This is a genomic window from Streptomyces sp. NPDC006487 (genome assembly GCF_042870555.1).
Classification (GTDB): domain Bacteria; phylum Actinomycetota; class Actinomycetes; order Streptomycetales; family Streptomycetaceae; genus Streptomyces.
This window is the reverse complement of sequence record NZ_JBIAHN010000019.1, coordinates 161,007-183,237: the sequence shown is the minus strand read 5'-3', so window position 1 is coordinate 183,237 and position 22,231 is coordinate 161,007. Positions and strand designations below refer to the sequence as shown.

At 72.5% G+C, this 22,231-nt stretch carries 16 protein-coding genes; 8 read left to right on the top strand and 8 right to left on the bottom strand.

The annotated features are described in order from the left end of the window. The first annotated feature begins 152 nt into the window (after positions 1 to 152). The 3 genes from ACFYM0_RS31035 to ACFYM0_RS31025 are packed head-to-tail and all read left to right on the top strand — an operon-like array spanning position 153 to position 4,371. A complete protein-coding gene (locus tag ACFYM0_RS31035; protein WP_388507128.1) occupies positions 153 to 1,358 on the top strand; it encodes a glycosyltransferase in 1,206 nt (401 codons plus the stop codon). Further along, on the top strand, positions 1,355 to 3,121 hold the full coding sequence (locus ACFYM0_RS31030; protein ID WP_388507068.1) for a lipopolysaccharide biosynthesis protein: 1,767 nt from the start codon (positions 1,355 to 1,357) through the stop codon (positions 3,119 to 3,121). Before ACFYM0_RS31035 ends, ACFYM0_RS31030 begins: the two co-directional genes overlap by 4 nt. Beyond that, complete coding sequence (locus ACFYM0_RS31025; RefSeq protein ID WP_388507066.1) at positions 3,118 to 4,371, top strand: hypothetical protein; 1,254 nt, start codon at positions 3,118 to 3,120, stop codon at positions 4,369 to 4,371. The genes ACFYM0_RS31030 and ACFYM0_RS31025 overlap by 4 nt, the downstream gene beginning before the upstream one ends. 64 nt (positions 4,372 to 4,435) lie before the next feature. Here ACFYM0_RS31025 and ACFYM0_RS31020 read toward each other — a convergent pair whose 3' ends face one another. Both ACFYM0_RS31020 and ACFYM0_RS31015 read right to left on the bottom strand, forming a co-directional pair. After that, positions 4,436 to 5,017, bottom strand: a complete 582-nt coding sequence (locus tag ACFYM0_RS31020) for a TetR/AcrR family transcriptional regulator (RefSeq protein WP_388507064.1) — start codon at positions 5,015 to 5,017, stop codon at positions 4,436 to 4,438. A gap of 87 nt (positions 5,018 to 5,104) precedes the next feature. Then, positions 5,105 to 6,613 carry a hypothetical protein gene (locus ACFYM0_RS31015; RefSeq protein ID WP_388507062.1) on the bottom strand — a complete coding sequence of 503 codons (1,509 nt, stop codon included), beginning with the start codon at positions 6,611 to 6,613 and terminating at the stop codon, positions 5,105 to 5,107. A 110-nt stretch (positions 6,614 to 6,723) separates the two neighbouring features. On the opposite strand from ACFYM0_RS31015, the gene ACFYM0_RS31010 reads away from it, so the two are divergent. Continuing rightward, entirely contained in the window at positions 6,724 to 7,263 is a 540-nt protein-coding gene (locus ACFYM0_RS31010; RefSeq protein WP_388507060.1) for a WcaF family extracellular polysaccharide biosynthesis acetyltransferase, read from the top strand. After that, positions 7,260 to 8,381, top strand: coding sequence for a glycosyltransferase (locus ACFYM0_RS31005; protein ID WP_388507058.1), 1,122 nt, complete (start codon positions 7,260 to 7,262; stop codon positions 8,379 to 8,381). Before ACFYM0_RS31010 ends, ACFYM0_RS31005 begins: the two co-directional genes overlap by 4 nt. A gap of 26 nt (positions 8,382 to 8,407) precedes the next feature. On the opposite strand, the gene ACFYM0_RS31000 is transcribed toward ACFYM0_RS31005, so the two are convergent. The 4 genes from ACFYM0_RS31000 to gmd all read right to left on the bottom strand — a co-directional run bounded on the left by ACFYM0_RS31000 (position 8,408) and on the right by gmd (position 13,562). Beyond that, the gene (locus tag ACFYM0_RS31000; RefSeq protein WP_388507056.1) at positions 8,408 to 8,620 is read right to left on the bottom strand and encodes a hypothetical protein; all 213 of its coding nucleotides are present in this window, start codon (positions 8,618 to 8,620) and stop codon (positions 8,408 to 8,410) included. A gap of 137 nt (positions 8,621 to 8,757) precedes the next feature. Continuing rightward, complete coding sequence (locus ACFYM0_RS30995; RefSeq protein WP_388507055.1) at positions 8,758 to 9,441, bottom strand: hypothetical protein; 684 nt, start codon at positions 9,439 to 9,441, stop codon at positions 8,758 to 8,760. A 79-nt stretch (positions 9,442 to 9,520) separates the two neighbouring features. Then, the gene (locus ACFYM0_RS30990; protein WP_388507053.1) at positions 9,521 to 12,298 is read right to left on the bottom strand and encodes a LamG-like jellyroll fold domain-containing protein; all 2,778 of its coding nucleotides are present in this window, start codon (positions 12,296 to 12,298) and stop codon (positions 9,521 to 9,523) included. Between the two features lie 250 nt (positions 12,299 to 12,548). Continuing rightward, positions 12,549 to 13,562: a GDP-mannose 4,6-dehydratase gene (gene gmd, locus ACFYM0_RS30985; RefSeq protein WP_388507051.1), complete on the bottom strand. Its 1,014-nt coding sequence runs from the start codon at positions 13,560 to 13,562 to the stop codon at positions 12,549 to 12,551. Between the two features lie 824 nt (positions 13,563 to 14,386). On the opposite strand from gmd, the gene ACFYM0_RS30980 reads away from it, so the two are divergent. Beyond that, positions 14,387 to 15,364 (top strand): GDP-L-fucose synthase family protein, encoded by a 978-nt coding sequence (locus ACFYM0_RS30980; RefSeq protein ID WP_388507049.1) that lies wholly within the window; start codon positions 14,387 to 14,389, stop codon positions 15,362 to 15,364. A 25-nt stretch (positions 15,365 to 15,389) separates the two neighbouring features. On the opposite strand, the gene ACFYM0_RS30975 is transcribed toward ACFYM0_RS30980, so the two are convergent. Next, complete coding sequence (locus ACFYM0_RS30975; RefSeq protein ID WP_388507047.1) at positions 15,390 to 16,865, bottom strand: sugar transferase; 1,476 nt, start codon at positions 16,863 to 16,865, stop codon at positions 15,390 to 15,392. 380 nt (positions 16,866 to 17,245) lie between these two features. Between ACFYM0_RS30975 and ACFYM0_RS30970 the strand changes: the two genes are divergently transcribed. Together ACFYM0_RS30970 and ACFYM0_RS30965 are read left to right on the top strand one after the other, a co-directional pair. After that, the gene (locus ACFYM0_RS30970; protein WP_388507045.1) at positions 17,246 to 19,516 is read left to right on the top strand and encodes a M4 family metallopeptidase; all 2,271 of its coding nucleotides are present in this window, start codon (positions 17,246 to 17,248) and stop codon (positions 19,514 to 19,516) included. A 288-nt stretch (positions 19,517 to 19,804) separates the two neighbouring features. Further along, a complete protein-coding gene (locus ACFYM0_RS30965; protein WP_388507043.1) occupies positions 19,805 to 21,265 on the top strand; it encodes a nitronate monooxygenase in 1,461 nt (486 codons plus the stop codon). Positions 21,266 to 21,354: 89 nt separating this feature from the next. Here ACFYM0_RS30965 and ACFYM0_RS30960 read toward each other — a convergent pair whose 3' ends face one another. Then, positions 21,355 to 21,918 carry a hypothetical protein gene (locus ACFYM0_RS30960; protein ID WP_388507041.1) on the bottom strand — a complete coding sequence of 188 codons (564 nt, stop codon included), beginning with the start codon at positions 21,916 to 21,918 and terminating at the stop codon, positions 21,355 to 21,357. Between the last annotated feature and the right edge of the window lie 313 nt (positions 21,919 to 22,231).

The following is a 22,231-nucleotide window of genomic DNA, read 5'->3' as shown; positions in this document are numbered from 1 at the left end:
ATCCCCCAGAAGCCGCACACCCCGGTGTGGCGGATTAGCAGACAATAGCGTGCACGTTCCCCCTGGTGCCGGTGAACGAATAGGGTGACGTGCGCATCATCCAGGTGAGAGGGGGACGTCGAGTGTCGAAATCCGGTCAGCGACGCCTACTGCTGGTTTCCACGAATTACGCCCCCGAGCACACGGGCATCGGCCCGTACGCCACCCAGATCGCGGAGCACTGGGCACGTCTCGGTCACGACACCCACGTCCTGGCGGGCATGCCCCACTACCCGGCCTGGTCGGTCGAGCCGGAGTACAAGGGGGCGCTACGGCGCACGGAACAGCGCGCGGGCGTGACCGTGCACCGGCGTGCGCACACCGTGCCCCCGCGCCAGACCGCCCTGCGCCGGGCCCTTTTTGAAGGATCGATTCTGCTGCACGGCTCCGCGGCCCCGCCCCGGATGCCGAAGCCGGACGCGGTCCTGGCCCAGATGCCGAGCCTGGCCGGCGGCCTGCTGGCCGCGCGCCTCGCGGCGCGCTGGAAGGTCCCCTTCGTTCCGGTCGTCCAGGACCTGATGGGCGCCGCCGCCGCGCAGAGCGGGATCAGCGGCGGGGACAAGGCGGCGGCGTTCGCCGGACGGGCCGAGGCCCACGCCCTGAAGCGGGCCGCCCTCGTCGGTGTGATCCACGAGACATTCGTCGACCGGGTCGTCGGCATGGGCGTGGACCCCAAGCGGATCCGGCTCGTCCCCAACTGGTCCCATGTGGCGTTGCCCACCAAGCCGCGCGGCCGGACCCGCCACCACCTCGGCTGGGCCCCCGACCAGACCGTCGTCCTGCACTCCGGGAACATGGGGCTCAAGCAGGGACTGGAGGTCCTCGTCGGGGCCGCCCGGCTGGACCCGAGCGTCCGCTTCGTCCTGATGGGCGACGGCAGCCAGCGCTCCGCCCTCGCCGACCTGGCGGCCGATGTTCCCAATCTCGACATCATCCCGCCCGCCGCCGACGGCGAGTTCCCGGATATCCTCGCCGCGGCGGACGTGCTCGCGGTCACGCAGCACGCCGCCGTGATGGACATGAGCGTGCCGTCCAAGCTGACCTCGTACTTCCAGGCCGGCCGTCCCGTCGTGGCCTCCGTCGCCGCGCTGGGCGGGACCGCCCAGGAAGTGGAACGTTCGGGCGCCGGGGTGCTCGTACCGCCGGAGAACCCGGAGGCCCTGCTGAAGGCCGTACGGGCGCTGGCCGAGGACCCCGCGGGCGCGGACGCGCTGGGGGCGGCAGGACCGCGCCACGTCGCGGCGCACCTGAGCCGTGAGGCGGGCCTGGCCCGCATCGACGCACTGATGGACGAAGCACTTGGGGGTCCCCGGCCGTGATCGAGACCAACCGCCCGGCAGCGGCTCCGGCCGAGGACGAACCGGACCTGCTCCGGGACCAGTTCCGCCAGCTCCTGCGCTACCGCCGGCTCATCGGCGTGGGCGTGGGCATCGGCCTGCTCGGCGGGGTCTACCTCGGCGTCTCCACGGCGGACACCTACGTGGCCACCGCCGACATCGTGCTGCGTGCACCCACCGACGACCCGTTCAACCCGAGCCTCGCCCCCGACAAGGCGATCAACATCGGCTCGGAGCGCCAGGTCGCGCTCTCCAGCTCCATAGCCAACGAGGCCGCGAAGAAGCTCGGGGTCTCGGCCACCGACTTCGCGGCCCTGCGCGCCGGTCTGCAGGTGACCAACCCCCCGCAGACGATGGTGCTGCGCTTCACCTACACCGCGGCCTCCCCCGCCGAGGCCGCCAAGCGCGCCAACGCGATGACCGAGGCCTACCTGCTCAAGCGGCAGGAGGCCCTCGACGTCACCCGCGACAAGATGGTCAAGGGCTATCAGGAGCAGCGCGATCCGGTGGCCAAGCAGCTCGAAGAGCTGACCAAGCAGACCACCGGCATGCCGGCCGGTCCGGCGCGGGACGCCGCGTACGCCGCCAAGACCGACCAGCAGAGCAAGATCAACACGCTCAACGGCAACATCGCCAAGCTCAAGGCCCTGGACATGACCCCGGGCCGGGTCACCAGCACCGCCGTCCCGCCGCACGGGGCCGACGGCCCCGGCCTGCCCATGTCGCTCGCGCTCGGCGCGGCCGTGGGCCTGGCCCTCGGCCTGCTCGGCGCCTGGGTGCGCCTCGTCTTCGACCCGGCTCCGCGCTCCGAGGGCGATGTCGCCCGGGCCCTGCGCGCGCCCGTACTGGGCTCCCTGCCGCGGGGCAAGGCCGACGGCGGGCCGCTGCTCGCGGCGGGCGAGGAAGACCCGCGGCTGGCGGAGGAGTTCCGCTCGGTGGCCTTCCGGCTCGCCTACGACGCCCGCTTCGCGGACCGGCGCCGCCTCCTCGTGGTCGCCCCGCGCGGCAGCAGCGAGATCGCCGCCGCCGTGGCGGTGAACCTGGCCGCCTCCTTCGCGGAGACCGGCAAGGACGTGCTCCTCATCGAGGCCGACCTGCGCACCCCGGTGCTGGCCAGCCAGCTGCCCACCGACGCCTCCGGCCGGCCCAACTGGAGCAAGTCCAAGGGCGCGGGCGCGCAGCCCGCGGACACCGAGTGGCCCGACGGCCGCCAGCTCCTGGTGGACGCCGGGGAGTCGGGCAGCTTCGACCTGATCCCGGGCGAGCGGGTCCGCAACGTGCCCCGCGCCCTCACCTCGCAGCGGGCCACCCGGCTGATCTCCGAGGCCGACTCCCCCAACTCCACCGTCGTGGTGCTCGCCCCGCCCGTGCTCTCGTACGCCGACGCCCTCGCGCTCGTCGACCGCGTCGACGGGGTCCTGGTGGTCTGCAACCCCGGCGCGGTGCGCCGCACCGACCTCTCCCGCATCCGCGAGCTGATCAGCGGGGCCGGCGGCACGGTGCTCGGCGCCGTCCTGCACGCGCCGCTGCCGGGCGAGAAGAAGCGCGGCCTCGGCAGGAGCCCCCGGGGCGGCGGCCCCGCCGCAGAGGACCCCCGGCCCGCGCCCCCTTCCGGACCCTCGCCCCGCTCGCGGGAGCCGCAGCCGATCCCGTACGAGGTGGCCGCCGCCGACGCCTCGCAGCACATCCCGGGCGACGGCACCGACACGGTCGCCCTGCGTACGGTCCGCACGGGCCGGCGGTGAGCCGCCGCGGCCTCGCGGCGGTCGCCTCGGTACTGGACCAGGCCGCGTCCAGCGCCACGAACATCCTGGTCCTGGTGCTGGCCGCCCGGCTCTCCTCAACGGCCGGCTTCGCCGACTTCTCGATGGTCTACGTGACCTTCACCGTGCTGCTCGGCCTGAACATGGCCTACGTCGGCCAGACCCTGGTGCTGGAGAAGGACGACCCCGGCACCGCCCGCCTCGCCACGGCCTGCCGCTCGGGCCTGGCCTTCACCGGGGCCGCCTCGGCGGCGGTGGGAGCCGTCCTGGCCCTCCTGGGCCTGCTGCTGCCCGGGGCCACCGGCTCGGCGTTCCTCGCGCTGGGACTCGTACTGCCCCTGGTGCTGCTGCAGGACGGGCTGCGCTACTGCTTCTCCGCCCTGCGGGCTCCCGGCCGGGCCCTGGCCGCCGACGCGCTGCGTCTCGCCTGCGTGGTGCCCGCGCTGCTCCTCCAGCCCGAGGGCGCCCCGGCGGGGCGGCTGGTGCTGGTGTGGGGGGTCTCCGCACTGCCCGCGCTCGCGCTGGGCCTGTGGCTGCTGCGGCTCTCGGTGCGGGGTGGCGCGGTCGGCGCGATCGACCTGCGGCCGTACCTGCGGCGCGGGTACCTGGGACAGCGGTTCGTGGTCGAGTTCGCCGTGGGCAACGGCTCCAGCCAGCTCGCCGTTCTGGGGCTCGGCGTCTTCGCGACCCCGCTGGCCGTCGGCGCGCTGCGCGGTGCCACCACCCTCTTCGGGCCGCTGAACGTGCTGTTCAACTCCGCGAACGCCTTCGGGCCGCCGGTCGTCCGCCGGGCCTCCGGGAAGCGGGGCGTGGTCCGGCTCACCGCCCTGATGGGCGGCGCGCTCGCGGTGACCGGCGCCGCCTGGGGAGCCGTGCTGTACGCGCTGCCGGAGCGGGTCGGCCGCGAACTGCTCGGCGACACCTGGCGGGCGGCGGCCGCGCTGCTGCCCGCGACGGGCGCGCAGTACGCCGTCATGGGGCTCGGCACCTGTGCGCTGCTCACCCTGCGCGTGCTGAACCCGAAGGCCACCCTCTCGCTCCAGGTGGTCTTCTCGCTGCTGTCGGTCGGGCTGCTGCTGGGCGGGTACGCCGTCTGGGGCGTGGCCGGGGCCGCCTGGGGGCTGGCCCTCGGCTCCGCCTCGAAGGCCGCGGCGGGCTGGCTGCGCGTGGCCCGGCTGCCGGCCCCCGAAGCGGCCGCGGCCACCCCCTCCGACGAGGTCCGGGCGGCCTGAGGCAGGGATCCCGGTCAGGCAGGGCTCTCGGTCAGGCCGGGTGCCGGTCGGACCAGGGTCCCGGTCAGGCCGGGGTGTCGCCGAAGCCCGCTTCGATCAGGTCGAACAGGTCCCGCATGGCCTGCCGCTGGTCCTCCTGGCCGCGGATCAGGCTCGCGGTGTCCATCACGAACCGGGCCAGCGCCGCGGACTTCAGGTCGCCCTCGGGGGCTCCGGCCTCGGCCGCGATGGCGGCGGCGAGCGCGAACTCGTGGCGCCGCCACATGCGGTCCCAGTACTCCACCAGTTCCGGCGTCTCGCGGACCAGCGTGATGTGGGCGATCACCGCCGGGTCGTCGATCCGGCGGGTCGCCCGGGTCTCCACGAAGTGCTCGCGCAGGGCGTGCAGGACCGACTGCCCGGGCGCACGGTCCCGTACGGCCGAGACGAGCGCGGCCTCGATGTCCTCGTCCTCGTCGAAGACCAGGGCTTCCTTGCTCGGAAAGTGCTTGAACAGGGTGGTCACCGAGACGTCGGCCTCCTCCGCCACGTCGCGGACGCCGACCTTGTCGTACCCGCGCTCCAGGAACAGGCGCAGCGCGGCATCCGCCAGGGCCTTGCGGGTCTGGGCCTTCTTGCGCTCGCGGCGCCCCACGGTCTCGGTCATGGGACCACTGTAGCGGCGGTACTTATCCGGTGCACAAGTTGAGCGAGTGCACTTGTGGAGCAGCTACGAGAAGGCGTCGTCTCCTGGTCAGCGCAGGGTCGTGGCCCTGTCCTGCCGGTACGTGGCCACGAGCGCGAGGCAGATCCCCGCGATGGCGATCCGGCCCGAGGCCTGGAGCAGCGGCCCGCGCAGCAGGATGAAGGAGTACCCGGCGACGAGCGGGACCACCGTGGAGATCAGGCTGCCCGGCGGCGAGCTGCGCCGGGCCCGCTTCGCGTAGCGCCGGTCGACGCGGGCGGAGGCGTACCCCATCCCCAGGAGCCCCGCGCCCATGCCCAGCGGCCCGAAGTCGATCCACAGCTCGGCCCAGATCGGGGAGGAGAGGTTGGTGTTGACCGTGCCCATCCACTGGCCGACCATCACGCCGGTGTCGCGCGGCTTGCCCGGCCACACCGAGCGCGGCACCGCGAAGAAGACGGATCCCGCGAGCTGGCGCCCGTAGGAGTGCCCGGGACCGGACTCCGAGAAGGTGATGGTGTTCGCGAACATGCCGATCTGGTCGTAGTCCTTGAGCGCCATCGGCTCCAGGAACGAGGTCGTCTCGACGGGCTTGTAGTTCTTCTCGTCGTAGCGGAATCGGTCCGCGAACGGGAAGATGAGCAGGGCGATCACCACGGCCATGGACAGCGCCACCCGGTACATCGCGGCGCTCACCGGGAAGACGGTGAAGAGCATCGCGAACATGACCGTGAGGAACCAGTAGCGCGGGTTCGAGATCGGGTTGTTGACGATCAGGTTGAGGACCATGAGCGCCGACCAGGTGACGATGATCGACACCTTGCGGCGGGCGAACTTCGAGGTGATCAGCCAGCGCGTGTACAGCAGCAGGGCCAGCAGCGCGGGGACCGTGCCGAAGCCGCGCAGCAGCGCCTGCCCCGCCTGGCCGTCCTGGGAGACGCCCGCTTCCTCGATGCCCGCGATGATCTCCTGGCGGCTGGAGAAGAACACCGCCGGGCCGCCGAGCTTCACGATCAGGGCCGCGCTGCCCAGGAACGCCACGCCGGTCAGCAGGTGGAGGCGCCGGCGGTGCGCCATGACCGGGCGCGGCTCCTTCTGCGAACCGCCCGCACGGCCGGCCGGCCGGTGCCGGGCCAGCAGCACGCCCACGTCGAAGGCGGCGCAGCCGAGCAGGACCAGGCCGATGGCGGCCGTGAGGTCGGAGCGCGGGCCGACGACGGGGGTCGGGACCTGGCCGAGGACGGCCTGGGCGAGGGGGGCCACGCCCATGGCCATGTAGACGAAGAGCCAGAAGGAGCCCTGCAGCAGCTTGCGGCGGCTGGTCAGGACCATCGCCGAGAGCCGGGCGCCCGCGTACATGGTGAGCAGCAGCTGGAGCCAGAAGGCGGCGTCGTGCTTGCCCCCGCCGGGCTGGACGGCGACGAACAGGGGCAGGAAGACGGTGAATCCGAGGGCCAGCGGGACGGAGAGCGCCCGGGAGAGCAGGGTCCGCGGGGTGGTGACCCGGCCCCAGCTCTTGTCTTCACCGGGGCGCGGTGGCGCCGGCCTGGCGGCGGTCTCACGTATGTCGGTCGCCACGCTTGCCCCCACCCCCTGTGCCTGATCCGGCGCAGTCTAGTCTGAGCGCTCGGCGCCCGGGGAGGCGCCTTCGAAGGCGCCGTCCGGGGCCGCGGTACGAGGGGGTGCCCGTGCGTGATCTTCCTGCCTTCACGCTGGCCGGATACGACAAGGGGCGCGGGCGGCTGACGCAGGCGCTCTGGTTCGCCGTGATGAACACGCTCTTCATGAGCTGGCTGTGTCCCGCCCGGCTACGGGTCGCGCTGCTGCGCGCCTTCGGGGCGCGGATCGGCGAAGGGGTGCTGATCCGCCACAGGGTGCGGGTGCTGTGGCCGTGGAAGCTGACCGTGGGCGACCACGCGTGGATCGGCGAGGGTGCCTGGGTGCTGAACCTGGAGCCGGTGACGATCGGCGCGCACGCCTGCGTCTCGCAGGAGGCGCTGCTGTGCACCGGCTCCCACGACCACCGGGCCGCCGACTTCCGCTACCGCAACGCCCCGATCACCGTCGAGGACGGCGCGTGGGTGGCCGTACGGGCCACCGTGCTGGCCGGCGTGACCATCGGCCGGTGCGCGGTGGCGGGCGCGGGGGCCGTGGTCCACAAGGACCTTCCCGCGCTGACCCTGCAGACCCAGGACGGGCACCGCCGCCCGGTCGAGGAGCCCAAATGAGAGTCCTGCACGCCGTCACCCTGCACTCCCCCACGCACGCCTTCGGCGGGCCGGTGCGGGTCGCGCTGAACCTGGCCAAGGGGCTGCGGGCCCGCGGGCACGAGGCGAACCTGCTGGCGCTGGGCGAGGGGTTCCCGGATCCCTGGCCGACCGCGGTGGAAGGGGTCCCGGCGAAGCTGTTCCCGGCCCGGCGCCTGCTCCCCCTCGGCTTCAGCGGGATGACCTCGCCGGCCCTGCTCGCGTCCGCGGGCCGCCTCGTGCGGGGCGCGGACCTGGTCCACGTCCACCTGGCGCGGGACCTGGTCACCCTGCCCGTCGCCCTGGCGGCGCTGCGGGCCGGCACACCGCTGGTCCTGCAAACCCACGGCATGGTCGACCCGAGCGGGAAACTGCTGGCCAAGGTGCTGGACGCGCTGGCGGTACGCCGCCTGCTGCGCGGGGCCGACGCGCTGCTGTACCTCACCCCGCACGAGCGGGAGGGCCTCGACGCGGTGGTGGGGACGCCGCTGCCGAACACCGTCCGGCTCGTCAACGGCACCCCGGCCCAGGAGGAGCGCCCCGCCCTGTCCGGGCCCGCGCGCATCCTCTACTCGGCCCGCCTGCAGGCCCGCAAACGCCCGGTGGACTTCGTGGACGCCGCGCCGGCCGTCCTGGCGGCGCACCCGGACGCGGAGTTCGTGGTGGCCGGCCCGGACGAGGGCGAACTCGCCGCGGTCCGCGCCCGCGTGCACGCCCTCGGCCTCTCTTCCCGCTTCACCGTCCCGGGCGCCCTGTCCGGCGCGGAGGTCCTCACGGAGCTCCGCCGCGCCCACGTCTACGTACTCCCCTCGGTGGACGAACCGTTCCCGATGTCGGTCCTGGAAGCCCTGGCGGTGGGCGTCCCGTCGGTGGTCACCCACTCCAACGGCCTGGCCCGCGACATCGCCCGCGCGGGCGCGGGCCGAGCGGTCGACCCCGGCCCGGCGGGCGTCGCGGAGGCGGTCCTGTCCCTCCTGGACCCGGCCGAGAACGCGGCGGCCTCCGGCGCGGCCCGCAAGCTCGCCGCCGAGTCCTTCTCCATGGACGCCGTCCTGGACACGCTGCTGCCCGTGTACGAGGGTGCCCTCCGGCGCAGGTGAGGTGCGCCGCGGCCCCGGCGTCGGGCTCAGAGCCCGCGGCGGGTTTCGTCGACGACCGGGAGGGCGCCGGTGCGGCGGCGCTTGGCGACGTTCGCGTAGACCGCGAGGCCCAGGGCGCCGGCCACCATCATGATCACGCCAACCAGGTCGAGGTCGACGCTCTGCAGCTGCCAGTCACTCGCGAAGGTGAGGATGGCCCCCACCACGATCAGGCCTATGCAACCGCTGATGCCCCTCATCGGATTCGCCTCCAGCTTCGTGGACGGGGTACGGCCCCGCCGTGTGAAGGCTCGGATGCCCCCGATGCGGGAACGGAAACGCCCCCACGGCCCGGGTCCGGGCTGCGGGGGCGTTCGCGGTCGCCGTAGCGGTCGGGCTACGCCGGGATCCAGGCGTAGCAGCCGTTCGAGACGAACTGGGCCGTGCCCGCCGGGATCTTGGCGGTGATCTTGTCGCCCGGCTTCGGCGGGGTCGCCGGGCTCGAGGCCAGGGGGGTGCCGTCCTTGCCCTTGGCCTCCCAGGTGCACGTCGTGCTCTGGGTCAGCGCGCGGTAGGTGCCAGCCGCCGGGGACGCCTTCGTACCGTCCGGGAAGCCCTTCGCCGCCGCGGCGAGGAGCGGCTTCTGCTCCGGACACAGGAAGGTGATCGCATCCTTCGCACCCGGGATCTCCCCGGCCACGAGGGCGCCGACCGCCGCGTCCTTGTCCCGCTTCGCCGTGCGCTCGATCCGCTGGCAGGCCTCCTCGCCGCTCTGCAGGACGGCCGCCGGGTCCATCTTCTCCGGGACCCTGCCGCTCAGGTACTGCTTCTGCGGCGCGGTGAAGCTGCCCGTCTTCGGGACGAGCTTGGTGTCCGGCAGGACGGGACCCGTCGGCTTCGCGCCCGCCGGGGGCGGCACCGGGGTGGCCGTGGCGTCGGCCGGGTCGGGGGCCGACGAGGCGGCCGGCGGCTTGGGCGAAGCGGCCGAGGCTTCGGCCTTGCCGTCGCCGCCCGAGCTGCAGGCGGTCAGCGTCAGGGCGGCGGCCAGCAGGACAGCAGCCGCTGCGGAGCGTCGGTACATCAGGTGGCTCCCGTACGTATGAGATGGGTGTGCGGGGCCCGGCCGTCGAAACGGCCGGGCCCCGCACTCCGTCAAGCGGTTACTTCGCGCCGAAGGTGAGGGTCAGCTGCGGCTTGGCGTCCACGGCCGTGGACTCCGCGGACCAGATCCACAGCGGGTCGGTGCCCGTGCTCGTCAGGCCCAGGCTGTAGCTGCTGCCCAGCACCGCGGAGAGCGCGGCCGTGTCCAGCGGCGTGCTCTGGACCGCGGAACCGTCCGGCACGCCCGCGAAGGAGCCGAGCGGGGTGGTGCCCAGGGTGGGCTTGCTCTTGAAGGTCGTACCCGCACCGCTCCAGGTACCGGTGACCGGGACCACGGAGACGGTGTCGACGGTGCCGGCACTCGCCGCCGTGGTGGTCTTGACCTGGAGGGACGCGGACTTCAGCACCATGCCGGCCGGAGCGGCCGGGATGTCGAAGCGCAGGTACGTCTCGTAGGCCGAGGTGCCGCGGACGGCCAGCGAGGTGGACGCGCCGTAGGCGGTGCTGGGGGCACCCTGGTTGATGTAGGTGTCCTCGGTCGCGGTGACCTTGGAGACCGTGTCGGTGGCGGCCTTGGCCAGGTTGAAGTGGTTCTTGACCTGGGCCTCGGTCAGCACCTTCGGGTAGACGGCCGTCTCGTCGATCTGGCCGGCGAAGAAGTTGCTGGTCGGCCGGGAAGCCCAGCCCGCGAGGTTGTCGCCTCCGACGTGCCAGTAGCCCTCGATCGCCTGGGAACCGGTGACGTTGAGGGAGTCCTTGGCCTTGCCGTCCACGTACAGCGTCATCCCGGAGGGACCCTGGGTCACGGCGACGTGGTGCCACTTGTTGTCGTTGAACGTGTCGAACAGGCCGGTGGAGAGGGTCTTCGTCGAGCCCGGGTTGACTCCGAAGAAGATCCGGCCGGTGTTGGTCATGTAGATGTTCTTGTCGTACTGCTTGCTGGTGCGGTCCTGGTTGTCACCGAAACCGATCAGCTTGCCGCCGCGGGTGGTGTTCGTCTTGAACCAGGTCTCCAGCGTGTAGCTGCTGCCGACCGTCTGGCGGTGGGCGCTGTACACCTGCTGGCTGGTGCCGTTGAAGCCCATGGCCGTGCTGGCACCGCTGATCGCACCCGGGGTCTGGCGCAGCGCCGGAGCGTTGAGCTGGATGCCGCTGGTGTTGCCGGAGACCGAGGAGTCGGCCACGTACGGGCTGACGACGTCGTCGTAGCGCCAGTACAGGTAGGCGCCGTCCTCGCGGACCTGGTTGGGGTACGCGAGGACCGCGGTCGGGACCGCGACCGAGGTGGTGGCCGACAGGGCGCTGGTGTTGCCCGCGCCGTCGGTGGCGGAGACCCGGTAGCTGTAGGACGCGCCGGCCTTGACCGTGGTGTCCGTCCAGGAGGCCTGCTTGCGCAGCCACTCCAGGGAGTTCGCGCTGACGGTGGCGATCGGGGTCGCGGAGCCGTTGCGGTAGATGCGGTAGGTCAGCTTCTCGTCGTCCGCGTCGTAGCTGGTGCGCCAGCGGACCTGGACCTCGCCGGGCTTGACGCTGGAGACGCTGGAGACCGGGGTGGTCGGGGCGCCGACGTCGCCGGTGGAGGCGAAGCGGGTCAGGGCCTGCTGCTCCTTGCCGTTGATGAGCGTGAACTCACCGCCGACCCACATGTACTTGGTGGCGTTCTTCTCCGCGACGGCCATCACGCGCGGGCCGATGCCCTCGCCGAGGCCGTCGTTGGCGGTGGGGTGCCAGCCGAGCTTCGCCGGGCTGCGCACGAAACCGTTCACGGCTGCGGGGGCGTCGAGGCCGCCGTTGCCCCAGTCGGTCAGCTGCGCCAGCAGGAAGTGGCGCTTGCCGTCGGGGTACTGGCCCTCGGAGCTGCAGTTGTGCGCGTGCGAGGAGCTGTAGAGGACTCCGTCGTACGGCAGCACGGCCTGGGTGGCGCCCAGGCACTGGTCGCGCCACTTCTCGCTGAAGTCGGTGGCGAGGGCGACGCGGCCGTCGAAGCCGCCGGTGCCCTCGGCGCCGGTGTAGTAGCCCGTGGCGTCGGCAGTGATGGACTTGATGACCGACGTCGAGGGGATGGTGCCGTACGTCTTGGCGACGGCGCCGGTGGTGGCGTTCACGACGGCGAGCGCGTGGCTCTGGGCGCCGTTGACGGTGAAGAAGTCACCGCCCAGCAGGATGCTCTTGCCGTCGTTGCTGAGCTGGAGCGCGCGGCCGGGCTCGTCGACGTTGGCGACGAAGGGCTTGAGCGCACCGGAGGTGGCGTCGACCGCGGCGAACCGCTCGCGGGCCGCACCCTCGACGGTGGTGAAGTCTCCTGCCGCGTACAGGGTGCCGTCGGTGGCGGCGAGCGCGCGCACCGTGGACGGGAACTTCGGGACGAACGAGGCCTTGGGGGCACAGGTCGCGATGTCGATGGCGGCGACGCTGGAGACCGGGGTTCCGTTGACGGCACCGAAGTAGCCGCCCGCGTACAGGGTCTTCTTGTCCTTCGACACGGTGAGCGCGCGCACGGTCGCGCTGCCCTCGCCGACGGTGAAGGACAGCTTGCAGGAGGTGGGGGCACCGGTCGCCGCGTCGAGCGCGACGAAGTTCACGGCTTCCTGCTCGCTGCCGGCGGTGCCGGTGGGCGGACGGACGGAGGAGAAGGTACCGCCCGCGAAGACGGTGCCGTTGGCCTCGGCCATCGCCCAGACGATCCCGTTGGGCTGCCACGTCGGCAGGTTGTCGGCGGTGAAGGCCACCGGCTGCGTGATGGCCGACGCCTCGGGTATCAGCACCAGGCCTATCGCGGTGCCGGCGCCGGCCAGTGACAGGGCGAGGGCAGCAGTCAGCCCTCTGGATCTACGCATGAGCCCCCCAGGGCAATCGCCCGGCTTGATGGCTGGTTCGGCAAGTATCAGAACAGCCATATGTACTGGCGCAGACTAGGGCTTGCGCGAGGGCCCGGTCACCACGCCCGACCCATTGCTACCAACTTGGAATCAAAGAGTCCGGCACGGATGGAGCACTTCGGACATACGGCAGATTTGACCCGGCCGAGCCCGCCGACAGCTGCGCGAACGACCGGGGCAGGGCAAATCGTAGGCGAAATATATGGCCTCAGCGGTCGATACGGACGCCGGCGCCCGCCAGTTGGTCCTCGACCTGCCGGATATCGGCATCCACCATGATCCTGGCCAGTTCGGCCACCAGGACCGTCGGCTTCCAGCCGAGCAGGTCATGGGCCTTGGAGGCGTCGCCGATCAGGGCGTCGACCTCGCTGGGGCGCTCGTACTTGGGGTCGTAGCGCACGTGCTCGTTCCAGTCGAGACCGGCGTGCGTGAAGGAGGCCTCGACGAACTCGCGGACGGTGGCGGCGACGCCGGTGGCCACGACGTAGTCGGTGGGCTCGTCCTGCTGGAGCATCCGCCACATGGCGTCCACGTACTCCGGGGCGTAGCCCCAGTCACGAACGGCGTCGAGGTTGCCGAGGTAGAGCTTCTCCTGGAGGCCCGCCTTGATCCGGGCGACCGCGCGGGTGATCTTGCGGGTCACGAAGGTCTCGCCGCGGCGCGGGGACTCGTGGTTGAAGAGGATGCCGTTGACGGCGAACATCCCGTAGGCCTCGCGGTAGTTCACCGTCGTCCAGTACGCGAACACCTTCGCGGCGCCGTACGGGCTGCGCGGGTGGAACGGGGTGGCCTCGTTCTGCGGGGGCGGGGTGGCGCCGAACATCTCCGAGGAGGAGGCCTGGTAGATGCGGGTGTCCACGCCGCTGGCCCGGATCGCCTCCAGCAGGCGCAGGGCGCCGAGGCCGGTCACGTCGCCGGTGTAGAGCGGGGCGTCGAAGGAGACGCGGACGTGCGACTGGGCGCCGAGGTTGTAGACCTCGTCGGGGCGTATCTCGCGGAGCAGGTTCACCAGGGCGACGCCGTCGGAGAGGTCGGCGTGATGCAGCACGAAGGAACGGTTCGCCGTCTGCGGGTCCTGGTAGATGTGGTCGATCCGCTCCGTGTTGAAGCTGGAGGACCGCCGCACGAGCCCGTGCACCGTGTAGCCCTTGGAGAGCAGGAGCTCTGCGAGGTACGAGCCGTCCTGCCCGGTGACGCCGGTGATCAGCGCGGTCTTGCCCATTGGGTCCCCCTGGGGATCGTTGCGGTGCGGTCGTGGCTGCGCCCCGGGGTACGGGCCGGAGCTGTTCGGTTCGGGGCGGAGCCCCGGGTGTGGCTCGGGACGCGGCCCCGTGTGTGGCTCGGGGTCACGCCTCGTCGTGCGGGTCGGTGCCGGGCACCGGGTGCGGGTCGGTGCTTGGCACCGGGTGCGGCGCCGGATCGGGACCCGGCCCGGAGTGCGGGTCGGAACCCGGCACCGGAGTGCGGGTCCGGGGCCGCGCCCCCGGTGTTTCGGGCCGGCCGCCGGATGCGGAGTGGGGCCGGGCCCGGGATGCTGCGCGGTCCGCCGCCAGGGGGCTGGAGACGGTACCGGATGGGTACCGTACACGTTCCGCCCGAAGCCGCTCCCGCCGGATCGGGCCCCCTCGCCCCCTTGCGGGTCGGTATGTACCGGACTGGCCCGCGCCACCCGAAATCGGCCTGCCCACCAAGCCTTCCGCGCCGGGCCCCGGAGGGCGACCCGGCCCCGGAAGGGCTGTCCGGGCCGGGGCCCGGACAGGTCCCCGAAGGAGACAGTCCCGAACGCGGCTCGGGGCGGGACCCTTGGTTGGCCCCGGGGCGTGGCCCGGGACCGGGCACGGGGCGAGGCCCGGGACCGGGCACGGGGTGCGACCCCGGGCGGGGCCCGGGAGCGGGCACGGGGCGGGGCCCAGGACCGGGCACGGGGTGCGACCCAGGGCGGGGCCCGGGAGCGGGCACGGGGTGGGACCCCGGGGCGTTCGGCTTCGGGTCGGGGGCGGGGCTCCCCCGTAAGACCGCGGCCAGCGGACTGGCATCATCGGCGGTATGACAAGTTCGCCGTTCCTGCCCCCGAGCGCCCGCGTCTTCGTCGCCGGCCACCGCGGCCTCGTGGGGTCCGCGGTCGTCCGCCGGCTCACCGCCGACGGGTACGAGGTGCTCACCCGCGGCCGCGCCGACCTCGATCTGCGCGATGCCGCCGCGACCGCGGCGTACCTGCGGGACGTCCGGCCCGACGCCGTCGTCCTGGCCGCCGCCAAGGTCGGCGGGATCATGGCCAACAGCACGTTCCCGGTGCAGTTCCTCGAGGACAACCTCAAGATCCAGCTGAGCGTCGTCGCCGGGGCGCACGCCGCGGAGGTCGGCCGGCTGCTGTTCCTCGGCTCCTCCTGCATCTACCCCAAGCTGGCCCCGCAGCCCATCAGCGAGGACGCCCTGCTGACCGGCCCGCTGGAGCCGACGAACGAGGCGTACGCCCTCGCGAAGATCGCCGGCATCGTCCAGGTCCAGTCGTACCGCAAGCAGTACGGGGCCTCGTACATCTCCGCCATGCCCACGAACCTCTACGGCCCGGGCGACAACTTCGACCTGGAGTCCTCGCACGTCCTGCCCGCCCTCATCCGCCGCTTCCACGAGGCCGCGGCCGAGGGGCGCGAGGAGGTCACGCTGTGGGGATCGGGGACGCCCCGCCGGGAGTTCCTGCACGTGGACGACCTGGCCGCGGCCTGCGCCGTGCTGCTGCGCGAGTACGACGGCGCCGAGCCGGTGAACATCGGCTGCGGGGAGGACCTGACCATCCGGACCCTCGCGGAGACCGTCGCCGAGGTGACCGGCTTCCGCGGCAGGCTCGCCTGGGACACCTCCAAGCCCGACGGCACGCCGCGCAAGCTGCTGGACGTGACCCGGCTGCGCGCCCTCGGGTGGAAGCCCGCGGTCCCGCTGCGCGAGGGCATCGCCGCCACGTACGCCTGGTGGCGCGAGCAGGGCGGCGCGCCCGGACACGGGCAGACCCGCGGGCAGAGCTGACCCCTGGCGCGGGTCCCCCGGTGCCTCAGTACGCTCCGCGACCGTCGACGACGGCGCGGAGCGTGCGGCCCATCACGTCGACGTCACTGGTGAACGACCAGTTGTCCACGTACTGCAGGTCGAGCTGGATGGTTTCGTCCCACGAGAGGTCGGACCGCCCGCTGATCTGCCACAGCCCGGTCATCCCGGGCCGCACGGCGAGCCGGCGCAGTTCGACCTCGTCGTACTCCGCCACCTCCTCCGGCAGCGGCGGGCGCGGGCCGACCAGTGACATGTTGCCCGCCACCACGTTGATCAGCTGGGGCAGTTCGTCCATGGACGTGCGGCGCAGCAGCCGGCCCACGCGGGTCACCCGGGGGTCGCGGCGCATCTTGAACATCAGGCCGTCGTTCTCGTTGGCCCCCGACAGCTCGGCCTTGCGCGCGTCGGCGTCCACGACCATCGTGCGGAACTTCCACATGACGAAGGGGACGCCGTCGCGGCCGATGCGCCGCTGCCGGTAGAAGGCGGGACCGCGCGAGCCGAAGCGGATCGCCAGGACCATCGCGAGGAAGGCCGGCGACAGCAGGACCAGTCCGATCGCCGCGCCCGCCCGGTCCAGTACCGACTTCAGCAGCGGCTGCACGCCCCGGCTCACCGGCGGCGCCACCCGCAGCATGGCCAGGCCGCCCGCGGACAGGGTTTCGAGCCGCTTGACGGAAACTTCCACCAGGCCGGGGAAGACCGCCAGTTCGAGCCCGGCGTCGTGCAGGGCCCAGGAGATCCGGCGCAGCCGCTCCCCGGCGAGCCGGGCCCCCGGTGCGACGAGCACCAGGTCGGCGCGGTGGGCGGCGACGGCGCCGAGCACGGCGGTGGAGTCCCCGTCCGGGGACTGCGCCGCCGCGGAGCCGAGCCGTGCGGCCACGGGCACGCCGTTGTCCATCGTGCCGGGGCCCACCGGGACCACGCCGACCACGACGTACGGGTGGTCGGTGCGCGCGGCGAGGTGCCCTATGACGGACTCGGCGGAGTCGGGCTCGCCGACGACCAGCACCCGGCTCACGGCCTGGGCCTCGCGCCGGGCGGCGGAGAGGTGGCGGTAGGTCAGCTTGTGGCAGGCGACGGTGACGAGCAGAGCGGGCACGAGGGCGCCGAGGGCGGCCAGCCGGGGGGTGTTCTCCCCGGTGATCACGCGGGCCACGGCGAGTACGCCGATCAGAATCAGCCAGTCGTGTACGACCGGCAGAACTCCCCGGGATTCCCCGAGCGCGCGGCCGGCATAGCGCCGGCGCATCAGCTGCACGCCGGTCCAGGCCAGGGCCGCGCCGAGGGCGCAGTAGAGCGGCCGAGCCTGCTGGGCGGCCTCGAAGACCAGGCCGACGGGGACTCCCGCGCCGATCAGGTCCGCGGAGACCGCGGCGGGCAGGTACCAACGGGCTTTGTCGCCGAGGCCCCGGGTCGGCATGGCCGACGCCCGGGCCGCTTCGGCCACTCTTTGCACAGGTATATGGACATGCCTCATGGGCCCCCCTGGCACGTGGTCTATGACGGTTGCGCCAGTCCGCGGCTTCCCCGGGCAGTGGACATCAGACGCACCGGGAAACAGTACGACAAACACCCGTACGGTAAATGCCGTTTCCGGGATCCGGGCGTCTTGTTGCCCAAGCGTTAGCGGCCGGTGGCCCTCGTTCCGGCTACGGGACCCCTCTTTCTCATTCCAAAGTGAATGTTCCGCATACCGGATACGTCTCTTCGGACAACGAACGATTTCCGGCCAACCTTTTGACGCGGCCCTGACATCACAGCGCTCAGATGGCACTCTTCGACCGTTCTTCGCACCAGCCCGATCTGCCCGGAGGCCCACCCAGCCATCCGGAACCCCCCTTGCAGAAGGAGTCTGCGTTGAGTCCCACCCCCCAGCGGCGTGCCACCACGGCCGGCGCGCTTGTTGCCGCGGCCGCTCTCCTCGCCGTAGGCATCCAGACCGGATCCGCCAGCGCCGACGCCACCGCGTCGCGGGCTTCTTCGGTCGCCCAGGTCAACCCCGGCGCGGAGAACCGCGCACTCAGCGCTTCGGAGCGTGCGACGCTCCTGGCCGAGGCCAACTCCACCACCGTGCAGGCGGCCAAGGCCCTCGGCCTCGCCGGCACGGAGAAGCTCATCGTCCGCGACGTGGTCAAGGACGCGGACGGCACCACGCACACCACGTACGAGCGCACCTACAACGGCATACCGGTGCTCGGCGGTGACCTGACCGTCCACGCCAAGGGCGGGGTCACCAAGAGCGTCACCAAGGCCACCAACGCCGACATCAAGGTCGCGGACACCACCGCCACCGTCACCCCGGCCTCGGCCGACGCCGCGGCGGTCTCCTCCGCCAAGTCGGCGGGCTCCAAGGACGCCAAGGCCTCCAAGGGCGCCCGCAAGGTGATCTGGGCCGCCAACGGCACCCCGGTCCTCGCCTTCGAGACGGTCGTCGGCGGAGTCCAGCACGACGGCACGCCGAGCGAACTGCACGTGATCACCAACGCCAAGACCGGCGCGAAGATCAGCCAGTGGCAGGCCATCGAGACCGGCACCGGCAACACCATGTACAGCGGTCAGGTCACCCTGGGCACCTCCCCCTCGGGCAGCAACTTCACGCTGACCGACGCCGGGCGCGGCAGCCACAAGACCTACGACCTCAATGGTGGCACCGGCAGCGGTACGGGCACCCTCTTCTCCGGCCCGGACGACATCTGGGGCACCGGCGCCGCCTCCAGCCGGGAGACCGCGGGCGCGGACGCGCACTACGGCGCCCAGCTGACGTGGGACTACTACAAGAACGTGCACGGCCGCAACGGCCTGCGCAACGACGGCGTGGCCCCGTACAGCCGGGTCCACTACGGCAACGCGTACGTCAACGCGTTCTGGAGCGACTCCTGCTTCTGCATGACCTACGGCGACGGCACGGGCAACACCAAGCCGCTGACCTCGATCGACGTGGCCGCGCACGAGATGACCCACGGTCTGACCTCGGTCACGGGCAACATGACCTACTCGGGCGAGTCCGGCGGCCTGAACGAGGCGACCTCCGACATCATGGCGGCGGCCGTCGAGTTCAACGCCAACAACCCGCAGGACGTCGGCGACTACCTGGTCGGCGAGAAGATCGACATCCGCGGCAACGGCACCCCGCTGCGCTACATGGACAAGCCGAGCAAGGACGGCTCGTCCAAGGACGCGTGGTACTCGGGCATCGGCTCCATCGACGTCCACTACTCCTCGGGCCCGGCCAACCACTGGTACTACCTGGCCTCCGAGGGCTCCGGTGCCAAGGTCGTCAACGGCGTGAGCTACGACTCGCCGACCTCCGACGGGCTCCCGGTCACCGCGATCGGCCGCGACGCCGCCTCGAAGATCTGGTTCCGCGCGCTGACGGTCGGCTACTTCAAGTCGACCACCAACTACGCCGACGCCCGCGTCCAGACGCTCAAGGCCGCCGCGGACCTCTACGGCCTGGGCTCGACCACCTACAACAACGCGGCCAACGCCTGGGCGGCCATCAACGTCGGCCCGCGCATCGTCGCCGGCGTCTCGGTCACCAACCCCGGTAGCCAGAACACCATCACGGGCAGCGCCGTCAGCCTCCAGATCCAGGCCACCAGCACCAACGCCGGTGCCCTGAGCTACGCGGCGACCGGTCTGCCGACCGGCCTGTCGATCAACTCCTCCACCGGTCTGATCACCGGCACCGCCTCCACCGCCGGTACGTACAACACGACGGTCACGGTGACGGACTCCGCGAGCCAGACCGGTACGGCGTCCTTCGCCTGGACCGTCGGGACCTCGCAGCAGACGGTCTTCGAGAACACGACCGACTACGCCATCGCCGACAACGCGACGGTCGACTCCCCGCTCACCGTGAACCGTACGGGCAACGCCCCGAGCACGCTCAAGGTGGACGTGAACATCCTCCACACGTACATCGGTGACCTGAAGGTCGACCTCGTCGCCCCCGACGGCACCCTGTACAACCTGCACAACCGCACCGGTGGCAGCGCGGACAACATCATCAAGTCCGTCACGGTCAACGCCTCCTCCGAGGTCGCCCAGGGCGTGTGGAAGCTCCGGGTCAACGACAACGCGAACCTCGACACCGGAAAGATCGACAGCTGGAAGCTCACCTTCTGACCCCCACCGGGGCCGTCCGTGAACCAGAGCTGAACCGCTAGACCACGGGGCCGCCCGGGAGAAGACCTCCCCGGGCGGCCCTGTTCCAATCCCCCACTCCCATCCCCCACTCCCTCCTCCCACCCGCCCCGCCCCCGCGGCCCCCCGTTCCATAAGCCCCGCCGGACCGGGTCCAGCGCCCCTGAGGGCCGGGACCTTCGGCGCCATCCGGCGGGCGGCTCCCGGGTCATAGTGGATTTCAGCGAACCTACGGAACCGTAGGTTCGGGTGATTCCGAGGACGTGACCCATGCCGCAGACCCCCACGACCGCCCCCGCCGTGCAGCACCCCTGGCTGATCCAGGGCGGCATGGGCGTCGGCGTCTCCGGCTGGCGGCTGGCCAGGGCCGTCTCCGGCGAGGGCCAGCTCGGCGTGGTATCCGGTACGGCCCTGGACGTCGTACTGGCCCGCGTACTGCAGACCGGAGACCCCGGCGGCCATGCCCGCCGGGCCCTGGCGGCCTTCCCTCTGCCGGAGCTCGCCCAGTCCGCCCTCGACCTCTACTTCCGCGAGGAGGGCCTCGCGGACGGCGCGGCGATGCGCACCACCCCGCGACTGCGGGCGACGGGCGGATCGCAGGCCGAGATCCTCACCGTCCTCGGCAACTTCGCCGAGGTCTGGCTCGCCAAGGAGGGACATGACGGTGTCATCGGCATCAACTACCTGGAGAAGATCCAGCTCGCCACGGCCCCCGCGATGTTCGGCGCGATCCTGGCAGGCGTCGACTACGTGCTCGTGGGCGCGGGAGTCCCCGGTCACATCCCGGCCCTCGCCTCAAGGCTGGCGCGCTACGAACGCTGCGTGAGCAAGATCCACGTGGAAGGCGACGAGGAGCCCCTGGAGCACCTCTTCGACCCCGCGGCCCTGCTCGCCGGGCACCTGCCCGGCCCGCTGCGCCGCCCCCACGTGCTGGCCATCGTCTCGCTCCCGGTCCTGGCCGCCTACCTGGCCCGGGACGAGATCACCCGCCCCGACGGCTTCGTGATCGAGACCAGCCAGGCCGGCGGCCACAGCGCCCCGCCCCGCGGGCCGATGAAGCTCGACGAGGACGGCGAGCCGGTCTACGGCCCGCGCGACAGCCCCGACCTCGCCAAGATGGCGGCGCTCGGGCTGCCGTTCTGGCTCGCCGGCGGCCAGGCCGGCCCCGGGGCCGTGGCCGAGGCGCTCGCCCGGGGCGCGGCCGGGGTCCAGATCGGCAGCGCGTTCGCCCTGTGCGAGGAATCGGGCATGGCCCGCCACCTGCGCGAGGAGCTGCTGGAGCGGGCCCACAACGGCACCCTCTCGGTCCGCAACGACCCCGAGGCCTCGCCGACTTCCTTCCCGTTCAAGGTGGCGGACCTGCCGGGGACGGTCTCCGAGCCGGAGGTGTCCGAAGCCCGGCGCCGGGTCTGCGACCTCGGGTTCCTGCGCACCCCCGTACGGGGTCCGCGCGGTCTGGTCTACCGGTGCGCGGCCGAACCGGTGGCCGCCTACGTCCGCAAGGGCGGCGAGGCCTCCGACACCAAGGGCCGCCAGTGCCTGTGCAACGGCCTGCTGGCCACGATCGGGCTGGCCCAGCGGCGGCCGCACGGCCGGGTGGAGCCCCCGCTGGTGACGATCGGCAAGGACCTGTCCTTCCTCCCGGAGCTCGCCCCGAACGCCGAGCCCTACACGGCCGCGGACGTGGTGCACTGGCTCGCGGCGGGCGCGGACCGGCCTGCCGACGGCTGAGGAACACGGCGCGAGAAGGGCCCGGCATCCCCGAGCGGGATGCCGGGCCCTTCCGGCTCGGCGGCCGTGGACCGGCCGGGGGGAGCGGATCAGCCGATGGAGCGGAAGATCCGGTCGAGGATGGCGGGGGTCGAGGCGTCCGCTCCGGCGGCACGCCCGCCGATGCTGCGGTCCTCGTCGTCGCGCCAGTCGTCGCGGCCGTCGCCGCGGCCGTCGTCGCGGCCGTCGTCGCGGCCCTCGCGGCCGTCCTCGTCGCGCCAGTCGTGGCGGCCGCCGTGGTGGTGGTCCTCGTCGACCGGCTTGAAGTACACCGAGGCGACGGCCGTGTCGCGCAGCCGCTCGCCCGGCTCCAGCTCCGCCTCCGGGACCCCGCCGCAGCTGCGGTTGCTGTAGACCACCGCGAGGGAATCCGTCTCGTTCGTCACCTCGAAGGCCGGCCGGTTCGCGGTGGTGTGCGTCAGCCGGTAGCAGGTGTCGTTGTCCGCCGGGCGGATCTGCCCGTGGCGGCGGTCGCCGTCGTCGTCCGTGTACCGGTAGTACAAGGTTCCGAGGCGCTCGCGGTCGTCGTGGTCGTTGGCGTACGACAGGCCGGCGGTCGGCAGGACGAGCGCAAGGGCGCCCGTGAGCGCGATGGCGGTGGTGCGAAGACGCATGGGAAGTCCGTTCCTCGGGTTTCCTCGGATGCCAGGTCCGGTCGGCATCCGCGGGCAGCGTAGGAGCGGAACGGCGTGACGAAACGATTCGGCACGGCAGCGCGTTCGAAGGTTCACCCTCCCGGACCCTCCGGGGCCCTCCGGGACCGATATGCGCGAACGCCCCGGATCCGCAAGGGATTCGGGGCGTGCGAGGAGGCCGGAGGAGTACCCGGGGCGGGGGGGGGGGGGGGGGGGGGGGGGGGGGGGAGGGCCCCCCCCGGGGGGGGGGGGCGGGGGGGGGGCGGGGCGCGGCGGGGGGGGGGGGCCGCCG

Excerpts from the sequence above, each read along its gene's own strand:
- ACFYM0_RS31020 (WP_388507064.1), bottom strand. The coding sequence starts at position 5,017 with ATGACCGAGACCGTGGGGCGCCGCGAGCGCAAGAAGGCCCAGACCCGC.
- ACFYM0_RS31005 (WP_388507058.1), top strand. The coding sequence starts at position 7,260 with ATGAGAGTCCTGCACGCCGTCACCCTGCACTCCCCCACGCACGCCTTC.
- ACFYM0_RS31000 (WP_388507056.1), bottom strand. The coding sequence starts at position 8,620 with ATGAGGGGCATCAGCGGTTGCATAGGCCTGATCGTGGTGGGGGCCATC.
- ACFYM0_RS30995 (WP_388507055.1), bottom strand. The coding sequence starts at position 9,441 with ATGTACCGACGCTCCGCAGCGGCTGCTGTCCTGCTGGCCGCCGCCCTG.
- ACFYM0_RS30990 (WP_388507053.1), bottom strand. The coding sequence starts at position 12,298 with ATGCGTAGATCCAGAGGGCTGACTGCTGCCCTCGCCCTGTCACTGGCC.
- gmd (WP_388507051.1), bottom strand. The coding sequence starts at position 13,562 with ATGGGCAAGACCGCGCTGATCACCGGCGTCACCGGGCAGGACGGCTCG.
- ACFYM0_RS30980 (WP_388507049.1), top strand. The coding sequence starts at position 14,387 with ATGACAAGTTCGCCGTTCCTGCCCCCGAGCGCCCGCGTCTTCGTCGCC.
- ACFYM0_RS30975 (WP_388507047.1), bottom strand. The coding sequence starts at position 16,865 with ATGAGGCATGTCCATATACCTGTGCAAAGAGTGGCCGAAGCGGCCCGG.
- ACFYM0_RS30965 (WP_388507043.1), top strand. The coding sequence starts at position 19,805 with ATGCCGCAGACCCCCACGACCGCCCCCGCCGTGCAGCACCCCTGGCTG.
- ACFYM0_RS30960 (WP_388507041.1), bottom strand. The coding sequence starts at position 21,918 with ATGCGTCTTCGCACCACCGCCATCGCGCTCACGGGCGCCCTTGCGCTC.